The 18,834-nt window shown below is 66.1% G+C and carries 19 protein-coding genes and 1 pseudogene; 9 read left to right on the top strand and 11 right to left on the bottom strand.

From position 1 onward, the window contains the following. Nucleotides 1–325: 325 nt before the first annotated feature. From AB4Z10_RS11200 to AB4Z10_RS11185, 4 genes are read left to right on the top strand one after another with little or no spacing between them, the layout of a single operon-like run. Nucleotides 326–1,834 carry a M81 family metallopeptidase gene (locus AB4Z10_RS11200; RefSeq protein WP_441470475.1) on the top strand — a complete coding sequence of 503 codons (1,509 nt, stop codon included), beginning with the start codon at nucleotides 326–328 and terminating at the stop codon, nucleotides 1,832–1,834. 35 nt (nucleotides 1,835–1,869) lie between these two features. Next, nucleotides 1,870–3,411: an ABC transporter substrate-binding protein gene (locus AB4Z10_RS11195; RefSeq protein ID WP_441470474.1), complete on the top strand. Its 1,542-nt coding sequence runs from the start codon at nucleotides 1,870–1,872 to the stop codon at nucleotides 3,409–3,411. Between the two features lie 46 nt (nucleotides 3,412–3,457). Next, the gene (locus AB4Z10_RS11190; RefSeq protein WP_441470473.1) at nucleotides 3,458–4,336 is read left to right on the top strand and encodes an ABC transporter permease; all 879 of its coding nucleotides are present in this window, start codon (nucleotides 3,458–3,460) and stop codon (nucleotides 4,334–4,336) included. Continuing rightward, a complete protein-coding gene (locus AB4Z10_RS11185) occupies nucleotides 4,333–5,280 on the top strand; it encodes an ABC transporter permease (protein ID WP_441470472.1) in 948 nt (315 codons plus the stop codon). Before AB4Z10_RS11190 ends, AB4Z10_RS11185 begins: the two co-directional genes overlap by 4 nt. 8 nt (nucleotides 5,281–5,288) lie before the next feature. Here the strand turns inward: AB4Z10_RS11185 and AB4Z10_RS11180 are convergent, their stop codons facing one another. Beyond that, a complete protein-coding gene (locus tag AB4Z10_RS11180) occupies nucleotides 5,289–6,080 on the bottom strand; it encodes an IclR family transcriptional regulator (RefSeq protein ID WP_441470471.1) in 792 nt (263 codons plus the stop codon). 134 nt (nucleotides 6,081–6,214) lie between these two features. Here AB4Z10_RS11180 and AB4Z10_RS11175 point away from each other — a divergent pair, with 134 nt between their 5' ends. Further along, entirely contained in the window at nucleotides 6,215–7,540 is a 1,326-nt protein-coding gene (locus tag AB4Z10_RS11175; protein WP_441470470.1) for an aspartate aminotransferase family protein, read from the top strand. 89 nt (nucleotides 7,541–7,629) lie between these two features. Here the strand turns inward: AB4Z10_RS11175 and AB4Z10_RS11170 are convergent. From AB4Z10_RS11170 to AB4Z10_RS11145, 6 genes and pseudogenes are all read right to left on the bottom strand, one after another. Continuing rightward, a pseudogene (locus AB4Z10_RS11170) lies at nucleotides 7,630–7,878 on the bottom strand (glucose dehydrogenase); the annotation flags it as partial. A gap of 61 nt (nucleotides 7,879–7,939) precedes the next feature. Next, a complete protein-coding gene (locus tag AB4Z10_RS11165; RefSeq protein WP_441470469.1) occupies nucleotides 7,940–8,551 on the bottom strand; it encodes an IMPACT family protein in 612 nt (203 codons plus the stop codon). A 92-nt stretch (nucleotides 8,552–8,643) separates the two neighbouring features. After that, entirely contained in the window at nucleotides 8,644–9,024 is a 381-nt protein-coding gene (locus tag AB4Z10_RS11160; RefSeq protein WP_441470468.1) for a SpoIIAA family protein, read from the bottom strand. A gap of 45 nt (nucleotides 9,025–9,069) precedes the next feature. Beyond that, nucleotides 9,070–9,333: a hypothetical protein gene (locus tag AB4Z10_RS11155; RefSeq protein WP_441470467.1), complete on the bottom strand. Its 264-nt coding sequence runs from the start codon at nucleotides 9,331–9,333 to the stop codon at nucleotides 9,070–9,072. Nucleotides 9,334–9,360: 27 nt separating this feature from the next. Beyond that, nucleotides 9,361–9,618 carry a hypothetical protein gene (locus tag AB4Z10_RS11150; protein WP_441470466.1) on the bottom strand — a complete coding sequence of 86 codons (258 nt, stop codon included), beginning with the start codon at nucleotides 9,616–9,618 and terminating at the stop codon, nucleotides 9,361–9,363. 277 nt (nucleotides 9,619–9,895) lie between these two features. Continuing rightward, complete coding sequence (locus tag AB4Z10_RS11145; protein ID WP_441470745.1) at nucleotides 9,896–10,756, bottom strand: DeoR/GlpR family DNA-binding transcription regulator; 861 nt, start codon at nucleotides 10,754–10,756, stop codon at nucleotides 9,896–9,898. Between the two features lie 56 nt (nucleotides 10,757–10,812). On the opposite strand from AB4Z10_RS11145, the gene AB4Z10_RS11140 reads away from it, so the two are divergent. The 4 genes from AB4Z10_RS11140 to AB4Z10_RS11125 all read left to right on the top strand — a co-directional run bounded on the left by AB4Z10_RS11140 (nucleotide 10,813) and on the right by AB4Z10_RS11125 (nucleotide 15,441). Then, on the top strand, nucleotides 10,813–11,607 hold the full coding sequence (locus tag AB4Z10_RS11140) for an inositol monophosphatase family protein (RefSeq protein WP_441470465.1): 795 nt from the start codon (nucleotides 10,813–10,815) through the stop codon (nucleotides 11,605–11,607). Nucleotides 11,608–11,664: 57 nt separating this feature from the next. Then, nucleotides 11,665–12,723: an ABC transporter ATP-binding protein gene (locus AB4Z10_RS11135; RefSeq protein ID WP_441470464.1), complete on the top strand. Its 1,059-nt coding sequence runs from the start codon at nucleotides 11,665–11,667 to the stop codon at nucleotides 12,721–12,723. Beyond that, nucleotides 12,720–14,360 carry an ABC transporter permease gene (locus AB4Z10_RS11130; protein WP_441470463.1) on the top strand — a complete coding sequence of 547 codons (1,641 nt, stop codon included), beginning with the start codon at nucleotides 12,720–12,722 and terminating at the stop codon, nucleotides 14,358–14,360. Before AB4Z10_RS11135 ends, AB4Z10_RS11130 begins: the two co-directional genes overlap by 4 nt. Before the next feature lie 82 nt (nucleotides 14,361–14,442). Further along, the gene (locus AB4Z10_RS11125; protein ID WP_441470462.1) at nucleotides 14,443–15,441 is read left to right on the top strand and encodes an extracellular solute-binding protein; all 999 of its coding nucleotides are present in this window, start codon (nucleotides 14,443–14,445) and stop codon (nucleotides 15,439–15,441) included. 60 nt (nucleotides 15,442–15,501) lie between these two features. Here AB4Z10_RS11125 and AB4Z10_RS11120 read toward each other — a convergent pair whose 3' ends face one another. From AB4Z10_RS11120 to phnC, 4 genes are read right to left on the bottom strand one after another with little or no spacing between them, the layout of a single operon-like run. Then, complete coding sequence (locus tag AB4Z10_RS11120; RefSeq protein ID WP_441470461.1) at nucleotides 15,502–16,404, bottom strand: TIGR01459 family HAD-type hydrolase; 903 nt, start codon at nucleotides 16,402–16,404, stop codon at nucleotides 15,502–15,504. After that, nucleotides 16,382–17,215: a phosphonate ABC transporter, permease protein PhnE gene (gene phnE, locus AB4Z10_RS11115; protein WP_441470460.1), complete on the bottom strand. Its 834-nt coding sequence runs from the start codon at nucleotides 17,213–17,215 to the stop codon at nucleotides 16,382–16,384. The genes AB4Z10_RS11120 and phnE (AB4Z10_RS11115) overlap by 23 nt, the downstream gene beginning before the upstream one ends. Further along, nucleotides 17,212–18,018 carry a phosphonate ABC transporter, permease protein PhnE gene (phnE, locus tag AB4Z10_RS11110; RefSeq protein WP_441470459.1) on the bottom strand — a complete coding sequence of 269 codons (807 nt, stop codon included), beginning with the start codon at nucleotides 18,016–18,018 and terminating at the stop codon, nucleotides 17,212–17,214. Before phnE (AB4Z10_RS11110) ends, phnE (AB4Z10_RS11115) begins: the two co-directional genes overlap by 4 nt. Next, complete coding sequence (gene phnC / locus AB4Z10_RS11105; RefSeq protein ID WP_441470744.1) at nucleotides 18,015–18,830, bottom strand: phosphonate ABC transporter ATP-binding protein; 816 nt, start codon at nucleotides 18,828–18,830, stop codon at nucleotides 18,015–18,017. Before phnC ends, phnE (AB4Z10_RS11110) begins: the two co-directional genes overlap by 4 nt. Nucleotides 18,831–18,834: the final 4 nt, after the last annotated feature.

The raw sequence follows: 18,834 nt of genomic DNA, 5'->3' as shown, positions 1-18,834 counted from the left end.
TAACCTACCGTCCGTGTCATCCCGGACGCAGCGAAGCGGAGATCCGGGATCCATTCCGGAGGGCTTCCGATGGAGGTTCCGGCATGGATCCCGGGTCTCCCTTCGGTCGCCCGGGATGACGAGGATTCGTTCGGGCTCGATAGAGAATGTTCCTTCAGATGGAACATCCAATCCTTGACGCGAAATGTTTGGCGCCATTACGCTTTTGAGGGATGAGGCCGGGCTGCGGATCGACTGAAAAGTAGCCCGGAACGTTGCCCTGAAGTGAAAAACCGCTTCGCCCGGCATCGGCCGGCATGGCAGAGCCGTAATCCGGGAGGTCGCCTTGCGTCTGGCTCTGATCCACATCGTTCAGGAGACGAACGACTTCAATCCGGTGCTGACCACGCTGGCCGATTTCGAGGCCTTCGGCATCTATGAGGGCGAGGAGATCGTCCGGCATTTCAGCGAGATCGGCCAGATCGGCGGTCACTACGCAGCAGTGAAGGAGTCCGGTCTCTCCATCGAGACGGTCCCGATCATTCGGGCCTGGGCGGTGGCGGGCGGCCGCATCTCGCGCGAAGCCTTCGACTACTTCCAGGCGAAGATCCGGGCTGGACTCGAAACCCTCGGGCCGATCGACGGCCTCGTCCTGCAGCTGCACGGCGCCTGCGCAGCCGAGGGCATCGACGACGTCGAGGGCGAGCAGGCGGAGCTCTGCCGGAAAATCCTCGGGCCTGACGTGCCGATCCTGCTCGGGCTCGATCACCACGCCAATGTCACGCAGAAGATCATGGCCAATTGCACGGCCATCGTCGGGCACCGCACCCAGCCGCACGACGTGTTCGACACCGGCAAGGTCGGCACCGAGGTGCTGCTGCGCATCCTGCGGGAAAAGGCCAAGCCGGTGATGGCCTGGCGCAAGATCCCGCTGCTCTCGCATCAGGAACAGTTCCTGACCTCGAAGGGGCCGATGAAGCTCTGGTTCGACCGCGCGCGGGCGCTCGAGGCCGACCGGCGCGTGCTGCAGGCCTCGAACTATCCGATGCAGCCCTGGCTCGACGTCGCCGAAGGCGGCTGGTCGACCATCGTCGTCACCGATGGCGACCAGGCGCTGGCCGAGAAGCTGGCCGACGAACTTGCCGATCTCGCCTGGTCGATGCGCGACGATTTCCAGATCCGCGAGGCCGTCTCGGTGGACGATGCCGTGCGCAAGGCCGATGCGGCGGAGCGCGGCATGATTGTGCTCAGCGACACCGGCGACACCGTCTTCGGCGGGGCGGCCGGCGACAGTAACCTGCTGCTGGAAGCGATGCTGCGGCTCGGCATCAAGAACAAGGCGTTGATCCCGCTGATCTCGCCCAAGGCGGTGGCGACGCTGACCGCGGCGGGTGATGGCGCCGAGGTGACGCTGCCGCTCGGGGGCGATGCTGCCACGGCCTTCTTCAAGCCGCTCACGGTGACGGGACGGGTCCGGAAACTCGGAAGTGGGGCGATCCCGCTCAAATTCAACCATCAGACCGAAGTCGACATGGGGCGGGTCGCCGTCTTCGATGTCGGGCCGGTGACGCTGCTGATCTCGGAACTGCGCGGCGTCGCGGGCAATGTGCCGGATGTCTACGAGGCCTTCGGCATCGACCTCTCCGAGTACAAGATGGCCGTGCTCAAGACAGCTTCGAACTTCCAGTATTTCGATCGTGTCGCCTCCGGGCTGGTCCGTGCCGATACGCGCGGGCCGGGGCAGTCCGACGTGTTCACCTTGCCGTGGCAGCGGATTCCGCGCCCGGTCTATCCTTTGGAGACAATAAGCGACTGGCGGGCGCATTCGTCCCAGCCGGGAGCGGGGACGGCTTGAACGGCGACTGAAAACCAAAACGAGAGGGGAAAGCGATGACAAAGCTGTCGCGACGTCAATTCTGCATGACCGGCCTTGCCCTGGCGGCGGCGGCCCCTCTGGCGCGAGCTCTGCCCGCCGCAGCCCAGCAACTCAAGGGCGGGGCGCTGCGCGTGGCCGTGCTGAGCGAGCTGGCGAACTATGATCCGCAGCAGCTCTCGACGGTCAATTTCCACGTCATCAAAAACCTCTATGACAGCCTGATCGAGTACACGCCGGAGGGAAAGCCGGAGCCGAGTCTGGCGACGGAGTGGACCATCGCCCCGGACAAGAAATCGGTGACGCTGAAGCTGCGCGATGGCGTGAGCTTCCACAGCGGCACGCCGTTCAAGGCCGACTCCGTGGTCGCAACCCTGCAGAAGGGCGCCGACCCCAAGCGCGGCAAGAACGTCTTCGCGACCATGTCGATCGTCAAGGACTGGTCGGCGCCGGATGAGCGCACGGTCACGATCAACTTCAAGGCGCCGGTGCCCGACCGGCAGATCCTCGACCTCCTTCAATTCCTGATCCCGATCGATCCGAAGGGCATCGACACGGTCGAGACCGTGCCGGCCGGCACCGGGCCCTACGCGCTGGTCAACCGAGCTGTCGGCCAGAGCCTGACGCTCAAGGCCAATCCGAAATACTGGCGCGAGAAGCAGCCGATCGCTCAGGATCTCGCCTTCACCGTGTTCAGCGAGGACGCGGCCGCCAGTGCGGCGCTCGAATCCGGGGCCGTCGACATCGTCTACAACGGCTCCTCGCGCAGTGCGGCCCGGCTCAAGAACGCTGGCTTCCAGGTCTTCGACGGGCCGGGCCAGCTCGTGCAGGTCTTCCGCATCAACTCGACGCGCGGCCCTTTCCGCAACAAGTCGTTCCGGCAGGCCTTCAACCATCTGATGGACCGCGCGAGCATCCTGCGCGTCGGCTATGCCGGGATGGGCAAGGTGGTGGCTCTGCCCTGGGCGCCGGCGAGCCCGGCCTTCGACGACAGCTATACCAAGACCTATGCCTACGATCTCGACAAGGCGAAGAAGCTGATCGCCGCTTCCGGCCTTTCCGCCGATGAGATGAAGGGCTGGAAGCTGCTGGTGAACGGCAGCGACGAATCCTCCGTCGCCATCAGCCAGATCGTGCAGGGTTCCCTGCAGAAGGTGGGAATCCCGATCGAACTCGACATGCGCCAGGGCGCCGAATACGTCACCGCGCTGCTCGGCGGCGATTTCGCGGCGACCTTCGGCGCGGTCGGCAATGTCCAGAAATTCCCGTCGCGCGTCACGACCAACTCGATCTACCGCACCTCGGGCAATCCGATCCTCAAGGACCCGCATCCGCACCCGGACTATGTTGCGGCGATCGCGAAGGTGGATGGCGCGGCCGGCAGCGAGGCCGAGGTCAAGGCGGCCTATGACAACCTCAACCGCGTGCTGGTGGATGAGGCCTTCGGGGTTCCGACCAACTCCTACGATGTCGGCCTGATCGTCGCTTCGGAGAAGGTTGGCGGGGTGACGCTCGACATCGACAACCTCTTCGTCGCGCGCACCATCGGCTTCAAATGAGCCGGACAGGCGTGAGGGACGTCGTGCGGGAGCGCGGCGTCGCTGCATGAGTGAGGCCTTCGCATCCCTGGGTCGGCTGCTGCGCCGGTTGCTCGCGCGGCGCGGCGCCGCAGTGAGCGTGACCTTCCTCTTGCTGGTCGCGCTTGCGGCGCTCTTCGCCGATTTCCTGCCGCTCGACCCGCTCACGCAGAGCATCGCGGATTCGCTGAAGCCACCTTCGCCCGAGAACTGGTTCGGGACGGATGAACTCGGCCGCGACATCCTCGCCCGAGTCATATACGGCGCACGCACCTCGCTGGTCACGGCCTTCGGGGCGGTCTTCATCGCGGCGCTGATCGGCGTGCCCGTCGGGGTCGTCGCTGGGTTCTACGGTGACTGGCGCGACTCGCTGCTGATGCGCTGCATCGACGTGCTGCTCGCCTTGCCGAATATCCTCTTCGCGATGGCGCTGATCGCGGTGCTCGGGCGCAGCCAGGGGGCGGCGCTGATCGCGGTCGGCGTCGCCGGCATTCCGGGCTTCGCCCGCATCGCCAGGGCGCAGGTGATGGCGCTGCGCCAGCTCGATTTCGTCGCGGCAGTACGCGGATTTGGTGGGCGGCCGGGCTACATCATGTTTCGAACGATCCTGCCCAATGCCTTGAGTCCGTTGGTGGTTCAGGTGGTCGTCCTGGCCTCGATCGCGATCCTGCTCGAGGCTGCGCTCGCCTTCCTTGGGGTCGGCGTGCCGCCGCCGACGCCGAGCTGGGGCGAGATGCTGCGTACCGGCAAATCCTATCTCTACGAGGCGCCGACCTACGCGGTGCTGCCCGGCCTTGTGCTGACCCTGACGATCCTGTCCTTCGACACGATCGGCCGGGCGTTGACCGCGCTCCTCGACCGCGACGAGACGGATGCGTCCGGCGTGACGATCGGGGGGCGGCGATGACGGCTTATGTCCTGCGTCGTCTCGCCCAGATGCTGCCGGTGCTGCTGCTCGCTTCCTTCGCGATCTTCGCGATGATCTATGCGGTGCCCGGCGGGCCGGTTGCGGTCATCGTCGGCGAGAACGCCTCGCAGGAGGAGATCGCGGCGGCGATCCAGCGCTACGGGCTCGATCGGCCGATGGTCGTCCAGTATCTCGATTGGCTCAGCCGGGCAGCCACGGGCGATTTCGGCTTGTCGCTGCACAGCCGCCAGCCGGTGCTGCAGCTCATCGGGGAACGGCTGCCGGCGACGCTGCAGCTCGCGCTGACGGCGATCGTGGTGGCGCTCGTCATCGGCATCCCGGTTGCGATTGCCAGCGCAGTGAAGCCGAATTCCTGGCTCGACAGGCTGCTCAGCGGCTGGAGCGCGCTCGCGCTGGGCGTGCCGACCTTCTGGCTCGGCATCCTGCTGATCCTGCTCTTCGCTGTCGAGCTCAGGTGGCTGCCCTCGGCCTCGCGCCATGTGCCGTTCTGGCAGTCACCGCTCGATGCGCTGCGCAGTCTGGCGCTGCCGGCGCTCACGCTCGGCATCTATGTTTCCGGCATCCTGGCGCGGTTCCTGCGGGCTTCGCTGATCGGGGAGGCGCGCGCAGACTATGTCCGCACCGCCCGTGCCAAGGGCGTGCCTGAGAATCGCATCGTCGGCCTGCACATCATGCGCAATGCGATGCTGCCCTTCGTGACCATCGTCGGACTGATGATGGCCAACTTCATCGGCGGCGCCGTGGTGACGGAGGCGGTCTTCACCTATCCCGGCCTTGGCCGGCTCCTCATCCAGGCGATCAGCACACGCGACTATCCGCTGATCCAGGGCTGCATCCTGGTGATCCTGGTCGCCTATATGCTGATCAACCTTCTGGTCGACATGCTCTATGCCTGGATCGACCCGCGGATCGAATACCGATGAGCGCGGTCTCAGCGCGGCGGGGCGGTGGGATGCGAGCCGAGCTGGGCGCAGATGCCGGCTGCGACTTCGCGCAGGCGCATGCCGGCCTTGGCCGCCAGCGAATGCGGCATGCGCATCAAGGGCGCCGAGATGGACAGTGCCGCGACCGGATAACCGTCCTCGTCGAGGATCGGCGCGCCGACGCACATCGCTCCGTCCTCGTTCTCGCCCATTTCCGTGGCATAGCCGCTGCGCTTGACCTGCCGAAGCTGGCGCTCGATCTCCTCGCGCTCGAGCAGGGTGCGGCCGGTGCGTTCCGTCAGCGGCAAGTCGAGCTGGCGCTGACGCTCCGCGTCGGGAAGGAAGGCGAGGATCGCCTTGCCGAGGGCGGTGGAATGCATCGGATGGCTGTCGCCGATGCGCGCCTGCATTCTGAGCGAACGGTTGGCTTCGACAAGGTCGATATAGACGATTGTGCCGTTGCCCTTCACGGCAAGGTTCACCGTCTCGTTGAACTCGTGCATCAGCTCGATCATGGCCGGCCGGGCGAGCTCGCGGACCTTGCTGACGCTGGCATCGGCGCGGGCGATGGCGCGCAGCTGCGGGCCGAGATTGTAGCGGTCGCTCGTGCGGTTGTGGTCGAGGAAGCCGGCTGCCGTCAGCGTCTGCAGATAGCGGAAGGTCGTCGTCTTCGGAATCCGCAGCTCCTTGCTGACGGCGGTGAGCGCGATCTCATGGCCGTGGCGGGCAACCAGTTCCAGCACCTTCAGCGCCTTCATCACCGGCTGCACGACGTAAGGGTTGTCGGCTTTCTTGGTCATGGCGGCTGCGTTCCTTGCGAGGGGACAAGGCCGCATAGCGGGCGCGAATGAATTCCGCAACACGAAACCGACGTTCCTTTACACGGTGAGGTCGGTCTGGTGAGGTCGAGCCAACAACAGCGGAGGCAACGCACGTGGCAGGTAACGGCACCCAGCAGGCGGGGACACTGCGCTTCGAGGAATCAGCCCGGCAGATCGCGGAGAATGCGCGCTTCGTCGCCGGCGGCGTGAACAGCAACTTCCGGCTCGGCATGGCCCCTGGGCCCTTGATCTTCGAGCGCGGCGAGGGCGCCTATCTGATCGACGTCGATGGCAATCGGATCATCGACTACTACTGCGGCATGGGCGCGACCGTGCTCGGCCATTCGCCGAAAACGGTGATCGAGGCCGTGCAGCGGCAGGCGGAAAAGGGCATCCTCTTCGCCGGCCAAGCGCCGATCGAATACGAGGCCGCGAAGCTGATCTGCGAGCGCATCCCCTCGGCCGAGCGGCTGCGTTTCGGCTCGTCAGGCTCGGAAGTGGCGCAGGCAGCGATCCGGCTGGCACGCGCCGCCACAGGCAAGCGCACCATCGTGAAGTTCGAGGGGCATTATCACGGCTGGTTCGACAACATCCTGTGGTCGACCGCACCGGGGCTGAACGCCGCCGGCCCGGAAGAGGCGCCGACGCCGGTGATCGGCAGCAAGGGCCAGGACCCAGAGGCAGGCGAGGGGCTCTCGATCCTCGGCTGGAACGACCTTGCTGCGCTGGAGAAGCGGCTCGCAAAGGGCGATGTCGCCGCCGTTCTGATGGAGCCGGCGATGTGCAACCAGGGCGCCATCGCTCCCGCGCCGGGCTATCTGGAGGGCGCCCTCGCCGCCTGCCGCAAGCATGGCGCGCTGCTGATCTTCGACGAGGTGATCACCGGCTTCCGGCTCGGCCGGGGTGGGGCGCAGGAACGTTTCGGCGTGACGCCGGACCTGACGATCATGGCGAAGGCGATCGCCAACGGCTTTCCCGTCGCGGCGGTGGCCGGGCGCGCCGATCTGCTCGATCTGTTCGCCGATGGTGTGCTCCATGGCGGCACCTTCAACGCGCAGCCGATCGCGATGGCGGCTCTTGTCGCGACGCAGAAGGCGCTCACGCCGGAGCATTACGAGCGCAGCTCCGCCCATGGCCAGCGCCTGCAGGACGGCATCCGCACGATCCTGGCGGAAGAGGGCATCAAGGCGCAGGTCGCCGGTTTCCCGCTGATGTTCCACGTCGCTTTCGGACTGGACGGCCGGGCGCGGAATTACCGTGACGTCGCGCGCGCGGACAAGGCCGCCTATAGCCGCTTCGCTCATGCGCTCCTCAAGCGCGGCGTGCGCGTGCTGGAACGCGGCGCCTGGTTCGTGTCGTCGGAGCACGACGGCGAGATCGTTGACCGAACCTTGGATGCGGTCAGGGCTGCGGCGCGCGAGGTCGTCCAGTCTCAGTGAGCTCGATGCCGGCGGATTGCCGGCCTCCACCGTCCTGCGCTCCACACCGCCCTCCAATTCGGTGGCGGAACGGGCAAAGCGTTCCCTTGGAGGTCGGTGCTCTGGGGAAGAATGACGAGGTCGCGGATCGTGACGTTGCGGGGCCTCGTCAGCATGAAATGCACGGCTTCAGCCACCTCTTCCGCTTAGATCAGGCCGCCGCGAGCGCGCTCGGCATCGAGCTTATCCTGGGGCCAGTCGGCGATCAGGGCCGTCACGACGGGGCCGGGCGGGATCGCCCCGACGCGCAGGCCGTGCGGAATGACCTGCCGGCGCAGCGTATGGACGAAAGCCTGAATTTTGGCCGCTCGATCTCTCCGGAAATCCGTCGATGAAGCGGTGGTCCAGCGAGCTTTGCCGCTATTCGTCCCACCTGATGATCGCGCGTCCGCTGGTCAGATCCGTCACCAGTCGAGCCACGCCATCCGCCTTGGCTTTTGGAGCCGACACTGACAATACGGCGCCAGTATCCGTGAAAGCCTGGTCGCGCACCTGCACGCCCGGAAACGCACCAAGCCGCGCCTGGACGAGCGTCAGGTCGCCGAACCCGCATGCGATCGTCGCCGAGATGGACTCGACCAGCGCCACCTTTTCGGCTGCGCGCAAGCTCAGGGCGGCCGTACCGCCATAGGCACGCATCAATCCGCCGCTGCCCAGCAGGACACCGCCAAACCAGCGCGTGACGACGACAGCGACGCCGTCGAGACCTTGCCCATCGATCGCCGCGAGGATCGGCTTGCCCGCAGTGCCGCTCGGTTCTCCGTTATCGTTGAAGCGATAGCTCTGCCCGAAGCGCCATGCCCAGCAATTGTGGTTGGCTGCGGGGTCGGAGTGTGCTGCGACGAAGTCCTTCGCCGTCGCCTCGTCGGCAACAGGACCGGCAGCCGCAATGAAGCGGCTTTTCTTGATCTCCTGCTGGGCAGTTGTGAGCTCAACAAGGGTAAAGCGCGCGACCATGCGCCCATGTAGCATGGTCCGCTCCAGGCAAGTCGATCTTCAGTCACGCGGCGCAGCGCAACGCGCGCCTGGCGATCATCGAAGCGACCGCTTTCTGCGATCGTTCGCTAACGATCCTGGGCCGCGTTGCCCTTCAGCCAAGCCAGCGCGCGTGCGTTCTCTTTTGCTGGAAACTGTTGGATCTCGGCCGCCACAATGTGCCTCGCGACGTGGGGAGCGAATTTCAAAAGCTCGCTGTCTGAAACGATCGCAACGCGTTCGACCTTGCGATGGTGGCCGATCACAAACTCCAGATGGGAGAGGAGGGCGCCGATGCTTTCCCAGCCAGGAAATGAAGCGGCATCAACCATCAGTCCTTTGAGCGACCCTTTGGCGGCGATGTAAGGATCGACAACCTCGGACAGCCGTTCGAAGTCTGCCTTCTCAAGGGGCCCGTGAGGCGCCAGGGTCACGATTCCCTCGTCTTGGAGAAGGTCGATCTGCAGCATCATCCTCTCCCGGCTGTGACGAGGCCGGCAAGGCCGCCGCCAGCCCTATTTGGGAAGGCACTCCACATTGTAGGCGACGATGATCTCCTTCGGCCCGACCTTGCCAACGAGCTGAAGTTCATCGAGAGCGCTTTTTAGCCTGGTTCCGGCCTCCTTCAGGCTGTCCTCCAGTTTTGACTTCGCTGACTTGCACCGCTCCTCGCTGGTGAATTCCTGAAAGACCACGGTGGGCAGAAGCCGCCATTCTGCCCGGTCGCTCGTGGCGATCGGGCTCACTGAGTAGGAGAAGACGTACATCAGGACCCACATGAGGACGGCCCCCTGTTGCGAGGATGCTCAGCGCCGACCTGCTCGATTCACTGGACCACCGCGATTCATGGGAGTTCCGGGCCGCACTCCGACGCCCGGCGCACCGACACCGGGGGTTGCCACTGCGGCGCGCGCAACCGGCCTGGGACGCAGCACGACACCGGGCCTTGCGATGCAGCCCGCCGGGTAGCCGACGTACTGACAATAGACAGCCGCTCGGACCTCTCCGGTGCTTGCGGCAGTCATCGCGGCCGTAATCGCCGCCAACAGGATTGGGAGCTTCATTTTGCCCTCCGTCGACCGAGTTTTTGCAGAGGCAATCTCTGGCGAAGGAAGTCTGCCGGTCTGGCAGATCTGCGCCAGCTGATCGGGGAGTGTCAGATGGCGCCCGAAAGGGAGGCAGGCGCTATTGTCCCTGAGGACAATACCTCAGCGGCGGATGGGGCTATCCACCGTCACAACGCGCAGGATTCCCGCTGACCCGGCTCATTTGGATCACGGGGGCGGAGCCCATCGCCGATGGGGCAGACACAACGGATGGCGAACGGGAAGCGGTGCGTCGCTAACTGTCAGCAACGATAACGCGCCCGACTGCACCCGAAAGGGCCGCCAATGCCGGCAATGCCCTGGCCTTCTTGTCCGTGACCAGCGCGGAAACGCGATCGAGCTCACAGAAGCGGACGCGGCTGATCACGCCGATCTTCGAATGATCGGCGATCAGAACCACGCCTCCCGAATTGATCGCCATGGCCCGGGCGATCTCGCCGGTGTGCTCGAAGAAATTCGTCGCAGCTCCATTGATGTCGACGCCGAAGGGCGACAGGAGAGCCAGGTCTGCCTTGAACCGATAGATGTCATTGATCGTCGATGCGCCGCCGGTCTCTGGCAGCTCATGCACGATCGAACCGCCGAGCAGAAAGACTCGGCTGCCGGTCCTTTGCTGGGTCGATGCCATCGTCGTCGCGACCTGCAGGGAATTCGTCAGGATGTTCAGCTCGGGTACGGTCTTGAGTTCCTCGGCCAGCGCCGCGGTGGTCGTGCCCCCGTCCAGGAACAGTGTCTGCCCGCTCTTGATCAAGGCCATCGCGGCGAGAGCAATGGCGCGCTTTTCTTTCAGGCGGACAGAGGACCGAGCCCCGTAGGACGGATCCTGTTCGGTGGTCACGCTGATCGCCCCACCATGGACCCGCCGCAGACTGCCCTCCTGCTCCATCGCCACCAGATCGCGGCGGATCGATTCATGCGAGACGCCGAACTCGTGGGCCAGCCGCTCGACCGAAACGCTGCCAAACGTTTCGAGCAGAGCGCGGATTCGCTGCTTTCTCTCCCCTTGCCACATGCCATGCATCTCCCCGAACCGGTTAATTGCACCGCTCGTGAAAGCAGCGCAACAGCCGCCTGAAAAAACCTCACAATCCCACATTGCCACAAATACGCACGAATGCTAAGCCGACTTCAAAGGCGCTTGGGGGCACGCGGATGCGGATCGAGAACAATCAGGCGGAATGGCTGGCCTTTGCCCTCCGCATGGCAGCCGAAAGCGGGGCTATCCTCCGGGAGGCGGCCGCCGTTCGCCCGGACGTCGAGGTCAAGCCCGACAAGAGCTTCGTCACGGCGCTCGACGCCCGCATCGAGCGCAGGCTGCGCGAAATGCTGGCCGACGGATTTCCCGCGCATGGCGTCCTCGGCGAAGAGGAGGGTCCGGCCAACCCTGACGCCGAGCATGTCTGGGTGCTCGATCCGATCGACGGCACCGCGGCTTTCATCGCAGGCCTGCCGGTTTACGGCACGCTGATCGCATTGATGCAGGCCGGCGAACCCATCATCGGCATCATCGACCACCCGGCGACCGGCGATCGCTGGGTCGGGGTGAGGGGAAGCCCGACGCTGTTCAACGGCAGGCCCTGTCGCACGCGCCGCTGTGGCTCCATGCAAGAGGCGATCCTGTCCGCCAGCAACCCCGATCTGTTCAACGACGAGGAGCGCCCGGCGCTCGATGCCATGCGGGCGGCGACGGCATGGAGGATCTGGGGCGGCGCATGCATGAGCTTCGGGCTGCTTGCGAGCGGCCGCACCGACATGTCCTTCGATGCCGGCCTGAAGCTCTGGGACTTCGCACCCTGCCGCCCGATCATCGAAGGTGCCGGCGGCGTCATCACCGACTGGGAAGGCCGGCCGATCACGCGCGAGACGGGGCAACGCATCCTGGCCGCGGGAGATCCCGAGCGCCATCGCGAGATGCTGAATCTCGTCGGGAGAGCGATGCAGAACTAGCCTGAACCGCTCCGAGACGGCGCCGATCCGCCGGAGCCTCCATTCGAGAGGGGAGACATGGGTATCGCAATCGAGGGCTTGGCCGTCGCCTATGGCGGCCAGCGCGTCATCGACGGGCTCGGGCTGACGATCGAGCCGGGCTCGTTCTTCACCCTGCTAGGCCCGAGCGGATGCGGCAAGACCACGCTGCTGCGCACCATTGCGGGTTTCGTTCCGGCCGAGCGCGGGCACCTGCGCTTCGGCGGCACGGAGGTCACGCATCTGCCGCCGCACAAGCGCGACATCGGTATGGTCTTCCAGGATTATGCGTTGTTTCCAGACAAGACGGTCTTCGACAACGTCGCCTACGGCCTGCGCGCCCGCAGGCAGCCGGAAGCCTCGATCAAGACCAAGGTCCAGGCGGCTCTGGAACGCGTCGGCCTCGGCCATCTCGGTGGCCGCCATCCGGCCGCGCTCTCCGGCGGCCAGCGCCAGCGCGTGGCGCTGGCGCGCGCCCTCGTCATCCAGCCGCAGGTGCTGCTGATGGACGAGCCGCTCTCCAATCTCGACGCCAAGCTGCGCCTGCAGGTGCGCGAGACCATCGTCGAGCTCCAGCGCGAGGCGAAGATCACCACGGTCTTCGTGACTCATGACCGGGAAGAAGCGCTCGCCATGTCCGACCGCATCGGCGTGATGAACAAGGGCCGGCTCGAACAGGTCGGCACGCCCGCCCAGATCTATCGCGAGCCGCGGACCGGCTATGTGGCGGATTTCGTCGGCGGAGCCAATCTGGTCGAGATCGAGACACCGGCGCGGCTGGCGGGTGAGACCGGCCCCGTTACGCTCGACGGCACCGCCATCGCGGCGCGCGCGCCGGCGGCGGTGGCGGCCGGCCGCGCGACGCTCGTGGCACGGCCGGAGGACATCCTGCTCGCGGAGCCCGGGAGCGCCGGCACCTTGCCCGCCAGGATCGCACACCGGCAATATCTGGGAGGCAAGACCAGCTACAAGGTCGCGCTCGACAGTGGCCGCGTCCTGGCGGTGGATCTTCAGAGCGGTGCACATGACCGTTTCGAGCCCGGCGCGAGCGTCGGCCTCGGCTTCGACCCCGCCCGCACGCTGGTGCTTGCGTCATGAGCCACCAGCTTCGCTCTGTCTGGTTCTGGTTCTCGGCACTGGCGCTGGCGATCCTGGCCGTCTTCCTGCTCTATCCGCTCCTGAACGTGCTCACCGGTAGCCTCGGGAGCGGCGGCCGCAACGGTTGGGCAACGCTCGCCAGCGACCCGAAATACTTTGCGGCCATCGCCAACACGATCGTGCTGGGCGTCGCCGTGACGCTCACGACAACGCTGATCGGCGTGCCGCTCGCCTATTTCACGGCGCGCTTCGATTTTCCCGGCAAGCCGATCGTCGCGGTGCTGCCCTTGATCACGCTGGTGATCCCTGAGGTCATCGCCGCGCAGACCTGGCTGATGATGCTCGGCAACAACGGCTTCATCACCCGCTGGCTGGGCGCGCGCGGCATCGACATGCCGAGCTTCTACGGCTGGCCCGGCCTGATCACCGTGCTGACCTTCACCTACTACACCTACACCTATATCGGCACGCTCGCGGCGATCCGCGGCTTCGACGTCCAGCTCGAAGAGGCCGCGCAGAGCCTCGGCACCTCGCCTGCGCAGTCGCGCTTCAAGGTCATGCTGCCGGTGGTGCTGCCCTCCGTGCTGGCAAGCGCGCTGCTGGTCTTCACGCTGGTCGTCGGCAATTTCGCCACCGCCACCATTCTCGGCAGCCGCGTGCAGCTGCTCTCGGTGCTCACCTATCAGGCGGCAGTCGCCGAAGGCGGCTCCGACCCGGTGATGCAGTCGACGCTGGCGACGGTCTCGATCGCTCTCGTCATGATCGTGCTTTTCGTCCAGCGCTGGATCGTCGCGCGCGGCCGCCACGAAGTGGTACAGGGCCGCGGCGCCCGATCCGAGCGCTTGCGAGGCGTGCCGGGCCTCGTCATCGGCACGCTCGCCGGCCTCTTGGTCGTGGTCTCGCTGCTGCCGCTCGGCTCGATCGTCGCCGGCGCCTTCACCGTCTCGCGCGGCCCGGTGATGCGCTGGGGCGAATGGACCACGGCCCATGTCGAGCGACTGGTCAGGATCGCGCCCGACCCGGTGATCAACACGCTGCTCTACTCGGCTGCCGCCACCGCCATCGGCATCACCTTCAGCGCGCTCGTCAGCTACCTCATCGTCAAGAAGCGGAACATCCTGACGCCGGCCCTCGACTATCTGACGGCGCTGCCGCTGGCCCTGTCGGGGACGATTATCGGCATCGGCCTGATCATGTCCTTCAACATCGGCTTCCTGCCGCTGACCGGCACGGCCAGCATCATCGTGCTCGCCTATATCGTGCGGCGGCTGCCCTTCGGCATCCGCAACTCCTCCTCGACGCTCTACAACATCCCGAACTCGATCGAGGAAGCCTCGATCAGCCTCGGCGTGCCGCCGGTCGCGACCTTCTTCAAGGTCGTGCTGCCGCTGATGCTGCCCGCCGTCGCCGCCGCCGCGGTGCTGACCTGGACGACCACCGTCGCCGAGCTCTCGGCCTCGATCATCGTCTATTCCGGCGGGCGCGAGACCATGCCGATCCAGATCTACAAGCTGATCGACTCCAACCTGATGGCGCCGGCCTCGGCCTATGGCCTCGTGCTGGTCGCGGTGATCCTGATCCCGATCATCGTCGCGACCCGCGTCTTCAAGATCGACCTGTTCTCGTCGAAGAGCTGAGCAGAGCCACCGAACGACAAGGCCGGGCCGGCGCCGCCTGCCGCCCGCGTCCAGAGGGGAAGGCGGAGAGAAAGGAACGACCATGACCCATCTGATCGACCGCCGCACCGTGATCGCCGGCCTTGCCGGCATGGCCGCCGCCCCGGCACTTGCCCAGAGCGCGTCGGGCACCGTGGTGCTCTACACCTCCAACAATGCCCAGGCGGTCGACGCCGTGCTCGGCGTCTCCAAGGAGAAGCAGCCCAACCTCAAGATCAGCACGATCACCGGCGGTTCGGGCCAGCTCCTGCGACGCATCGAGGCGGAAGCGGCCAAGCCGCAGGCCGATCTGTTCTGGAGCTCCAGCGCAAATACGCTCGGCGCCTTCAAGCAGCTCTTCGAGCCCTATGCCTCGCCCGAAGCCAAGGCGATTCCGGCGGCGCTGCGCCAGCCCGAAAATCTCTGGACCGCCTCGAACGTCCATCTCGTCGTGGCCATGGTCAACAAGAACCAGCTCGGCGGCAAGCCGGCGCCGAAGACCTGGAAGGACCTGCTCGACCCAGCCTTCAAGGGCAAGATCATCATCGCCGATCCGGCCAACAGCTCGACCGCCTACACGATCCTCTGGGGCGTCGACAAACTTCTGGGATCGGACGGCCTGAAGGCGCTCGCGGCCAACCTGACGGTCTCCAGCGCCGCCTCGACGGTGCTGCGCGCCGTCGGCCAGGGCGAATACGCGATCGGCCTCACCTTCGAGTCGAACGCCTATGCGTATGTTGCCGGCGGACAGCGCGAGATCTCGCTGCTCTATCCCGCCGAGGGAACCTTCTCGACGCCTGAATTCCAGGTTCTGGTCAAGGGCGCGCCTGCCGGTGCCGCCGCCAAGGCGGCCTATGATCTGATGCTGTCGAAGGAAGCCCAGATCGCACTGCTGGAGAACGCCTTCCGCCGGCCGAGCCGCAGCGACATCGACGTCTCCAAGCATGTCGAGCTGCCCGCCATCGACAGCGTCAAGGTCTTCGCCATCGACGAGGATGAAGCCGCGGCCAAGCGCGACGAGTTTCTCAAGCGCTGGCAGTCCTACGCCAGCGCCGCGAAGTAGCTCCGTTCTGTGAAATCCCCGGCCGCCTGACCGGCTGGCCGGGGTCGATGAGCTGCGACGCTACCAGGCGAAGCCGGCGAGGCAATATCGCGGCCGGAACGCCGCCTGGGCGAAGAGCGCTTCGCAACTATCGGCCTCCAGTTCCGTCTCTTTCGACCAGCTCAGATCATCCTTGTGGATGCCCCCCGCGATGAAGCAGGCATCGATACCGGCATTTGCCGCCCCCGCGACGTCGTGCTCGAGCGAGTCCCCGATCGCGAGAAGCCGGCTCGCCGGCAAAGCCGTCGACCTCAGGCAGCTTGCATAGATTCTCGGGTGTGGCTTGCCGTGATAGTGCACGGTGCCGCCCATGGTCTCATAGGCAAGTGCGACCAGTCCCGGCGCCTCGCGCAGGCTGCCATCGGCATGGACCCGGTGGCGATCGGGATTGCTGCAGATCATCGGCAAGCCACGCTGCAACGCCCGCACGAGCAACGGCTTCCAGCCGGACACGGATTGCCGCTCGGCATCCATGGTCATCGCGAAGAGGAAATCAGCCTCCTCCGGTGACTCCACCAGCGTCAGGCCAAGCCCGTTCGCCAAATGCTCCTCGCCGGGCCGGGCGAGCAGGAGGCAGCGTGAGCCGAGATTGCGATAGGCGGGCTCGCTGCGCGAGGCCAGGGCGTCGCGGGCATCGTCTCCGGCAGAGGCGACGTGATCGTAGAGCCGGCGCGCAAATCCCATGCTCGCGAGAACGGCCTCGTTCTCGCTGCCGCTGCGGCCCGAATTGGACAGGATGACGACGGCTTTTCCGGCAGCCCGCAGATGTTCGAGGCAGGCGACGGCGTGTGGATACGGCTTGCTGCCGTCATGCAGCACGCCCCACTGATCGAGCAGGAAACCGTCGTAGCGCTCCGCGACCTCCGCCAGCCCGGCGAGAAGGACGGTCTGCGCCTGCGGCTCAGACAATGCGGGAGCGGACATGGGCCGAGAGCGCCTCGCTGATGATCACGATGCCGAGGATCGCGATGAGGATGACGATCGCCTGCGACCAGGCGAACTGGTTGATCGAGGCGTAGAGCAGCAGCCCGATGCCACCCGCCCCAACGAAGCCGAGCACACTCGATTCACGGACATTGATGTCCCAGCGATAGATCGAGGTGCCGATCAGCACGGGCAGGATCTGCGGCAGGATGGCGACGCCATAGACCTGCAGCGTGCTGGCGCCAGTCGATTCCACCGCCTCGATCTGGCCGGCATCGACCTCCTCGATCGCCTCGGCGACCAGCTTGGCGATGAAGCCGACCGAACGCGCCGCGACCGCGCAGATGCCGGCGACCGGCCCCGGCCCGAAGATCGCGACGAAAACCAGCCCCCAGATCACCGTATTGATCGAGCGCGACAGCACGAGCATGCCGCGGCCGATCAGCCAGGTTCCCTGGTTCCAGGTGGTGTTGCGGGCGGCGAGGAAAGCGACCGGCAGGGCGAATACGATCGCGATCATCGTGCCGAGCGTGGCGATGTGCAGCGTCTCGATCAGCGGCTGGACGATGCGCGGCAGATAGGACCAGCGCGGCGGCCACATCCGCGCGATCAGATCTGCCGCCTGCTCGTGAGCGTCGGCGAAGAAGGCCCATTCGATGTCGAGAGCCGAGACCGACCAGGCGGCCGCGATGGCGATGCCGGCCAGCCAGAGCCAGTGCACGATGCGCTCGCGCGGCGAATAGCGCTCCCAACGGTCGGGATAGCCGCGCATGGGCGCGCCGCCGCGCGGAGGCTGCTGATGCGCCGTCATCTCAGTCTCCGCCTGGCCCAGTCGCTGAACCATTCGCCGAAGGCCACCATGGCTGCGATCGTCAGCAGGATCGCGCTGGCGAAGTCGAAATCATAGCGCGAGAACGAGGCGGAGAGCGTCTGGCCGATGCCGCCGGCGCCGACGATGCCGATCACGGTCGAATGGCGCAGGTTGGAATCGAGGCGGTAGATCAGCACGCCGAGCGTCTTGATCAGCACCTGCGGCACGACGGCGTAGAAGAAGGTCTGTCCGAAGCTCGCCCCCGTGGCGCGGATCGCCTCGACCGGACCGGGCTTCATGTTCTCGATGTCCTCCGCCAGCATCTTTCCGAGGAAGATCGCCGAGGAGAAAGCGAGCGTCAGCAGGCCCGCCACTGGACCGAAGCCGAAGAGCTTCACGAAGAAGATCGCGATGATGACCTCGTGGAAGGTGCGGCCGACCACGATGAAACCGCGCGCAGCGAGATACAACGGGCGAGGGGAGAGATTGGCTGCCGCAGCGATGCCAAGCGGGATCGAGAGCAGGGCGCCGATGATGGTCGCGGCGATGGCGATCTGCACGCTCTCGACCATGCCGGTGAGCAGAAGCTGCCAACGCCCGAAATCCGGCGGCACCATCCGCGCCAGGATATTCCAGGCTCGCGGCAGCCCGGCCAGAATGCGGGCGGTGTCGATGTTGAGCGTCGAGAGCGACCAGACGAGATAGGCAGCGACCAGCGCCCAGAACGCCAGGCGGCGTCCGGGGCTGCCGAAGATGCTGGGCGCGCGCCAATTGCTCGGGTAGGCGGCGGGCGCCGTCGTCATGGCAGCGCGCCCAGCGAGGCCGGGGCGGCAGCGGCGGGGGTCGCCTCCTCATCCTCCTCCTGCGGGCTCGACCAGTCCTCCTCGCCATAGATTCGGGTCAAGGCGGCATCGGTCAGTGCGGCGGCTTCGGCATCGAAGACGATCAGCCCGTCCTTCATGCCGATGATGCGGTCGGCATAGGCGCGGGCGAGCGCGACATCGTGAATGTTGATGATCGCCGGTGTCTGCCGTTCGGCGACCAGTTCGCGCACGAGCCGCATGATCTGCCGCGAGGTCTTGGGGTCGAGGCTCGCGGTCGGCTCGTCGAGCAGCAGCAGGTCCGGCCGTTGCATCAGCGCGCGGGCAATGCCGACGCGCTGGCGCTGGCCGCCGGAAAGCGCGTCGGCGCGCTGGTTGTGGTAGCCGTCGAGCCCGACACGGTCGAGCAGCGCGAAGGCGGCCTGGATGTCCGCCGGCGGGAAGCGATAGCGCAGCGAGGCGAGGAGCCCGGTATAGCCGAGCCGCCCGGACAGCACGTTCTGCATGACGCTGAGCCGCTCGACCAGATTGTATTCCTGGAAGATCATGCCGATGCGGCGGCGCGCGGCACGCAGGCCCTTGCGGTCGAGCGCGACGATGTCCTCGCCGTTGAGCCGGACGCTGCCGGCGGTCGGCTCGACCAACCGGTTGATGCAGCGGATGAAGGTGCTCTTCCCCGCGCCGGAAGAGCCGATGACCGCGACAAGCTGCGGTCGGTTGATGACGACGTCGACGCCGCCCAGAGCCTTCTTGCCGGTCGGATAGACCTTGGCGAGCCCCGCGACGGCCAGCAGCGGA

Source organism: Allobosea sp. RAF48 (assembly GCF_052114025.1).
GTDB lineage: Bacteria > Pseudomonadota > Alphaproteobacteria > Rhizobiales > Beijerinckiaceae > Allobosea.
This window is presented reverse-complemented; position numbering and strand designations above follow the sequence as displayed.